The sequence below is a fragment of the Undibacterium sp. TC4M20W genome, assembly GCF_049340245.1.
Lineage (GTDB): Bacteria > Pseudomonadota > Gammaproteobacteria > Burkholderiales > Burkholderiaceae_D > Undibacterium.
Window position 1 is genome coordinate 50,802 of record NZ_JBMPPI010000035.1, and the last position, 6,074, is coordinate 56,875.

The 6,074-nt window shown below is 50.3% G+C and carries 7 protein-coding genes; all 7 read left to right on the top strand.

Annotation, left to right across the window (positions count from 1 at the left end):
• Positions 1-34 precede the first annotated feature (34 nt).
• The 7 genes from ACO0LL_RS26830 (at position 35) to ACO0LL_RS26860 (ending at position 5,918) form a co-directional block, all read left to right on the top strand.
• Positions 35-1,099: an ABC transporter ATP-binding protein gene (locus tag ACO0LL_RS26830; RefSeq protein ID WP_422953878.1), complete on the top strand. Its 1,065-nt coding sequence runs from the start codon at positions 35-37 to the stop codon at positions 1,097-1,099.
• Between the two features lie 132 nt (positions 1,100-1,231).
• Positions 1,232-2,665, top strand: coding sequence for a hybrid sensor histidine kinase/response regulator (locus ACO0LL_RS26835; protein WP_422953879.1), 1,434 nt, complete (start codon positions 1,232-1,234; stop codon positions 2,663-2,665).
• A gap of 125 nt (positions 2,666-2,790) precedes the next feature.
• The gene (locus tag ACO0LL_RS26840) at positions 2,791-3,195 is read left to right on the top strand and encodes a hypothetical protein (RefSeq protein WP_422953880.1); all 405 of its coding nucleotides are present in this window, start codon (positions 2,791-2,793) and stop codon (positions 3,193-3,195) included.
• A gap of 46 nt (positions 3,196-3,241) precedes the next feature.
• On the top strand, positions 3,242-4,186 hold the full coding sequence (gene dapA / locus ACO0LL_RS26845) for a 4-hydroxy-tetrahydrodipicolinate synthase (protein ID WP_422953881.1): 945 nt from the start codon (positions 3,242-3,244) through the stop codon (positions 4,184-4,186).
• A gap of 17 nt (positions 4,187-4,203) precedes the next feature.
• On the top strand, positions 4,204-4,851 hold the full coding sequence (locus ACO0LL_RS26850; RefSeq protein ID WP_422953882.1) for a hypothetical protein: 648 nt from the start codon (positions 4,204-4,206) through the stop codon (positions 4,849-4,851).
• Between the two features lie 135 nt (positions 4,852-4,986).
• On the top strand, positions 4,987-5,340 hold the full coding sequence (locus ACO0LL_RS26855; protein WP_422953883.1) for a hypothetical protein: 354 nt from the start codon (positions 4,987-4,989) through the stop codon (positions 5,338-5,340).
• The gene (locus ACO0LL_RS26860) at positions 5,337-5,918 is read left to right on the top strand and encodes a hypothetical protein (RefSeq protein ID WP_422953884.1); all 582 of its coding nucleotides are present in this window, start codon (positions 5,337-5,339) and stop codon (positions 5,916-5,918) included. Before ACO0LL_RS26855 ends, ACO0LL_RS26860 begins: the two co-directional genes overlap by 4 nt.
• Positions 5,919-6,074 lie beyond the last annotated feature (156 nt).

Sequence of the window (6,074 nt, forward strand, 5' to 3'; positions counted from 1 at the left end):
TACATAGCCTTAAAAAATTATACGAGAGCACACTATGTCTGAATTAAGCGTACAAGATTTAACCCTGGAATATGGTTCCGGCGCTACCGCCAACCCCATCCTCAAAGGCGTATCGATGAACTTGCAGCGTGGCGAAGTAGTTGCCCTGCTGGGCCCTTCCGGCAGTGGCAAGACCACTTTGTTGCGCGCCGTAGCTGGGCTGGAATCACCGAAGACTGGTACCATCACCCTGGGTGAACGCGCCATCTTTGATGGCAGCAAGAATCTGGAAATACCGGCAGAACAGCGCAACCTGGGCCTGGTATTCCAGTCCTATGCACTGTGGCCACACAAGACAGTATTCGACAATGTCGCTTACGGCCTGAAATTGCGCAAGCTGGGCACCAGCGAAATCAGTGACAAGGTCAAGGATGTACTGGGCCAGCTGGGCCTGGGTCATCTGGGTGAGCGTTTCCCGCATCAACTGTCAGGCGGCCAGCAACAGCGCGTGGCGATTGCGCGGGCGCTGGTATATAACCCACCGGTCATCCTGCTGGATGAACCGCTGTCCAATCTCGATGCCAAACTGCGTGAAGAAGCACGTGCCTTCTTGCGTGAACTGATCGTCAGGTTAAATCTGTCTGCCCTGATGGTCACGCATGACCAGGGTGAAGCGATGGCAATCTCTGACCGTATCCTGTTATTGAACAACGGTGTCATAGAACAGCAGGGCACACCGCAAAGCATGTATGAAACGCCGGACACCTTGTTCACGGCTGAATTCATGGGCAGCAATAACAAGCTCAAAGGCAAGGTAATCCAGCGCAATGGCGACACCGCGACCATCAGTGTCAACGGCGCGCAATTGAAAGCCACGGTGCGCGGCAAGAATGTCGGCGAAGAAGCGACCGCCATCATCCGCCTTGAAAAAGTCAGGATCACTGACAGCCAGGCCGACAACGCTATCAAACTACCACTGACCACCTGCATGTATCTCGGCGACCGCTGGGAATGCCTGTTTGGTCAGACAGAAGGCGGCTTGCGCGCTTACTCGCCTTTCAAACTGAGCCCAGGTGAGTATTATCTGCAACTGGATGCCGACAAACTCTGGCTGTATTAAAAACCGCTCATAGCCGAAGATAGCCCCACATTGGACAACAATGTGGGGCTTTTTTACATTCAGGGCAGGAATTTTGCTCAAGACTGTATACTGAGGACTTATTTCATCTAATTTGCCCCACATGCCCTCAAGATGGTTAATTTCCGCGAACGCCTGCTAACAGTCTTTGCCATGCTGGTCTGCCCTTGGCAAGTGACCAGTGCGGCCACGCCTGTCGCTGGACTTGTATCGCCACCCCACGGGCAAGACATCTGGTTCTGGCTGACGCTGACCCTGGTGGCACTGGCTGTCATTACTGCGGCTTACACCTGGCATGTGCGCGCCCTGAAACGGCAGAAGCGGGCACTGGAAACTGAAATCAGGCTCAGGACTGCGGAAATACAGGCGCAAAAAGAAGAACTCGAAAAAATCAACCAGACCTTGCTGAAAGTGAACAAACGGCAAGAAGCGCAACAAAGTGAACTGACACGATTTCTGGCCGTTGCCAGCCATGATCTGCGCCAGCCCATGCATGCGCTGAATCTCTATCTCGGTGCACTATTCAGTTTTGAACTTCCTGCCGCTGTGCGCCCTGTCGTGAACAATCTCAGAAACTGCGCACGTACCATGGATGACATGTTTGCAAATCTGCTGGACCTGTCGCGGCTGGATGCGCAAATCGTCGAACCGCAATTGCAGGAATTTGCGATTGCCGAAGTACTAGGAAAACTCGATGTGGAATTCACTCCCCAGGCAATCGCCAAAGGCCTGCATTTTGAAATCCACCACAGCATGGCCATCGTCAATAGCGATGCCGACCTGATCGAACAGATACTGCGCAACCTGATTGCGAACGCGCTGCGTTACACACCAAAAGGTCAGGTCGTGGTCAAGTGCCTGGAGTTTGACCAGCAGTTGCAGATCGCCGTGGAAGATACCGGCATAGGTATTTCGAAACATGACCAGGAAACCATCTTTGAAGAATTCTTCCAGGTAGGGTCAGCATCTGAATCCCGACAGACCACCGCAGGCATGGGGCTGGGCCTGGCCATCGTACAAAGACTGGTGCGACTTTTGAACATCCCCATCAAATTGCAATCACAGCCTGGCCAGGGCTCGACATTTGCGATCAGTCTGCCACTGGCTGCCAGCCAGGATGTAACAGACAAACATGGCCGCAGCAAGGCCAGCAACAGCGCCTCCTTGCTGCAAGCCCTGATTGTCGTTATCGATGATGACGAGAGCATATTAACGGCCATGCGTGCCTTGCTGGAACTCTGGGATGCCCGTGTCATTACCGCCACGTCCGGCAAAGAGGCGATGGCACTGTGCAGTGAAGAAATCAAGATTCCTGATTTGCTGATCTGTGATTACCGCCTCGGTTCCAATGAAAACGGCATAGACCTGGTTGCCAAGCTGCGTGAAGAATTCAATCTGCAGATACCCGCCATACTCATCACAGGCAATATCTCACCACAATTGTCAGAAGCGGCCAAGGCCGCCTCATTGACACTGATGCACAAACCTATACAGGCAGAAAACCTGCATATGAACCTCAAGCAATTACTGAGTGAAACGAAAGAGTAAGAACAGTTAATAAGATGCGGATGCAAAGAATTTACATCCTGTTTACGACTTTTACCCCTGTTTTTTAGAGAATCTTTACGCTGCGGCTGCTAATCTTGTTTTGTGTCAAACAACACGAGATTATGATGAATCACTACCCTGACAACAGCCACACCTCTGAAAATTTTTCAGACGTATTAAAGTCCTGCAAACGCGAAAAGTTTTTATTTGAAAATCATCGCCAACGTAAAAGTGCTTATGCGCTGAATCAACCCCTGGTTACCTATAAGACGCCAGCGAAATTGGTACAAAATGATTTCGTCATGCGTATTACTGTTGATGCTGCCAGCATCACTGAATTGCGTCATCTGATACTCAAATCCTGTGGCGAACTGGTTCTCTTCATGCGCGTCAAACCGATAGACCACGCGAGCAAAATGAAAGTGTGGTTATGCCTAAGCAAGTCCTCGGTCGATACCATCATCAGTCACATCATGCGCGCCTTGCCGCAAGCTGAATTCGGGAAAATTACACCGCTGCTGGCGGCCTGATTTACAGCATCACTTTCACTCCCATTTTTAAAAAAGAGATCGCTATATGTCTATCTATGAAGGCATCTGGGTTCCGCTCGTCACGCCATTTAAAAATGGCAAACCTGAGCTCGATAAAATACAGCAACTTGCTACGCGATTGATGGCAGCAGGCATACATGGCCTGGTGGTCTCTGGCACGACTGGCGAGGCGGCGACACTGACTGAGCATGAGCAAAAGCAGTTGCTGGCTGCCGTGCTGGAAGTGACGAAAAATTCTTGCCCTGTGTTGATGGGTATCAGCGGTAGCGATACACGTTTGCTGGCAGAAAAAGTACAAGCTTATGATGACCAGCACCTGCATGGATTTCTGGTCAGCGCACCGTCTTATCTGCGGCCTTCGCAAGAAGGTGTGCGCCTGCATTTTGAGACAATTGGCATAGCGACCGAGAAAGATATCGTCCTGTATAACGTGCCCGGCAGGACGGGGGTGAATATAGACCTGAGCACCGTTATCGCGCTGGAAAAGCAAAAAAATATCGTCGCCATCAAAGAGAGCAGTGGCAATCTGACGCAAATGATGGGACTCGTGAATTGCAGCCACTTGAAAGTTTTATGCGGTGATGATGCCATGTTGCTCGATACACTGAGCATGGGTGGTCAGGGAGCGATTTCTGCAGCGGCGCATGTGCGGCCTGATCTGTTCGTGCAATTGTATGAACTCATGCGTGCTGATTATTTTCCTGAAGCACAGGCTCTGTTTGCGGAAATGCAGAATCTCATACGCCTGCTGTTTTCAGAATCCAATCCGGCACCTGTCAAGGCGGCACTGGCAATGCAGGGTTTGATACAGGAAGAAATGCGCTTGCCCATGACAGCCATGTCCCTCGCCGGGAAAATCAAACTCGCGCAGGAGCTGGAGAGGCTGGCTGATTTGCCCTTGCCTGTCAAAGCCAGGAGCTTGCCTGCTCCAGTTATCAACAATATCCGCTCACTGCGCATGGTGCGCTAAGCACAAAGAAATTACCTATGATCATCACCATTGCACATGGCGCGGGAGATTGCGCCAAATCCATCGTGGCCGACAATCTCGCCACCTTGCGTACACTGTCAGGCAGCAAACTTATCTTGCTCGATAACGACGCGCGTCACTCATCTCTGGACTGGAGCCGCGCCCGCCGCCGCACGGCTGACTGCACACCGGTGACTGTACGCAGAGTCAGCGGCAAGGGCATGCAGGCTGAACTGGAAAACCTGGGTTTTCATTATCAGGATATCGTCATCGATGCAGAAGCACGCGACTGTATGGGCAGCCGCAGCGCCTTGCAGGCAGCGCATGTCACGATACTCGTCATCGACCTTGATCAACTGGAGCAATTACAAGAGCATGAACTAGGCACGCGTATGCAACTTGCACAGGCAGAAAACACGCGCATGCGCACCCTGGTCGTCATGAGCTGTAGTGATGTGCAGGCTGCTGCCGATAAAGTGGCCAGGGTAAAAGATTTCGTCAGCAAGCTGGACTCTGCAGAATTATTTCACTACCCCTTATTCTGCGGTGGCAGTTTTCATCAGGCGTATCAGCATGGTTTGTCAGTCTGCGAATATCCTGCTGCTCACCCCATGACGATCAAAGCCATGCATGTCTTGTCCGGCAAGGTGTTTGCCAGTCACTGAGTTAAATATACCCAAGCAATGAAACGCCTGCTTATTGCACTGGCTGCATACAGCAGCATGACTTCGTCTGGCTTTGCTGTGCTCGCCTATTTGCAGATACAAGATCTGAGATTACAGATAATTTCAGGACTGATATTGCTGGCAACTGCTATCTGCATCTTCATGGGGATCAAGCAGAAGAATAAAGAGACTGACCAGGGTTTTGGCATCTCGATTTGCTTGGTGGCCGCAGCATCTCTGTCTTCACTCGCAGCGTATCAAACGAATAGAAATGGCTGCTTGATAGAAGCTATGCTGATGCTTGTCTTTACCAGCTTCGTACAGATAGTAGTGGCACTCCCTGGTCAGCAGCGACCTCGCCAAAAGAATTATGCATTGCTACTCATCAGTTTTCAAAAATTATTGGCCCTGATAATAATCATGCTGGCAACACAGGAACTGCTGGCTGGCATGCAAGCGCAGTTTTCCTTAGGATTGGCCCTGCCATGATAGTGGCGATAGTGACTACAGACTTTGCGGCAGCAACTTCTAGCACTGCGACCAGGCTGGCTGAACGCCGGGCACATTCGGGCAGGAACGTTTTATTGCTCAAACAAAATTGCGAGAGAAAACAGGCGAATCAATACCGGAACAAAGCTGAAAATATTGCTTGGTCGCGTTTGGAGATCAAAGCGGGCGCCAGATCCAGTTTACTTTCTGCCAATGCCATGACCAAAGAGCTGGTGCCTGAACATACCGATTTTCACGATATTGTGATGGATATTCCGAAGCCATTTTATGCAGATGCAGTCACTGCTTTATCTTGTAGTGATTTGCTGATCTGTCATACAGAACTGGATACATGGGATAAAGAAAAACAGGCGAAACTCTATAAATGCATCAGACTGGCACGCAGTAAAAATACGCATTTACCAGTGCTGATCACTATAGATAAAATCGCTTGCATGCAAAGCCAGGGATTTGTCAGTCAACTATGTCAACATCTGTGCCATATCAAGTTCATTTACCTCGATGTAGCAAATGATATGTCGATGAAACAGCTTTACAGGGCAATCTATTTGCCATGATTGCCTTGTTCCATATTCACAAATAAAGCTAATTAAATTACCTCCGGCAAAGCCGGAGGTTTATTGCTGGGGCGCCTCAAAGGCGCTGGTAACCCTTGATCCGCCTAAAGGCGGCTACAGTCCCAATTTCATTTGGTCGTAACGCTCATCTTCCTG

What these genes read in the sequence shown, in the direction of transcription:
- ACO0LL_RS26830 (WP_422953878.1), top strand. Translation starts at nt 35, where the DNA reads ATGTCTGAATTAAGCGTACAAGATTTAACCCTGGAATATGGTTCCGGC.
- ACO0LL_RS26850 (WP_422953882.1), top strand. Translation starts at nt 4,204, where the DNA reads ATGATCATCACCATTGCACATGGCGCGGGAGATTGCGCCAAATCCATC.
- ACO0LL_RS26840 (WP_422953880.1), top strand. Translation starts at nt 2,791, where the DNA reads ATGAATCACTACCCTGACAACAGCCACACCTCTGAAAATTTTTCAGAC.
- ACO0LL_RS26860 (WP_422953884.1), top strand. Translation starts at nt 5,337, where the DNA reads ATGATAGTGGCGATAGTGACTACAGACTTTGCGGCAGCAACTTCTAGC.
- ACO0LL_RS26835 (WP_422953879.1), top strand. Translation starts at nt 1,232, where the DNA reads ATGGTTAATTTCCGCGAACGCCTGCTAACAGTCTTTGCCATGCTGGTC.
- dapA (WP_422953881.1), top strand. Translation starts at nt 3,242, where the DNA reads ATGTCTATCTATGAAGGCATCTGGGTTCCGCTCGTCACGCCATTTAAA.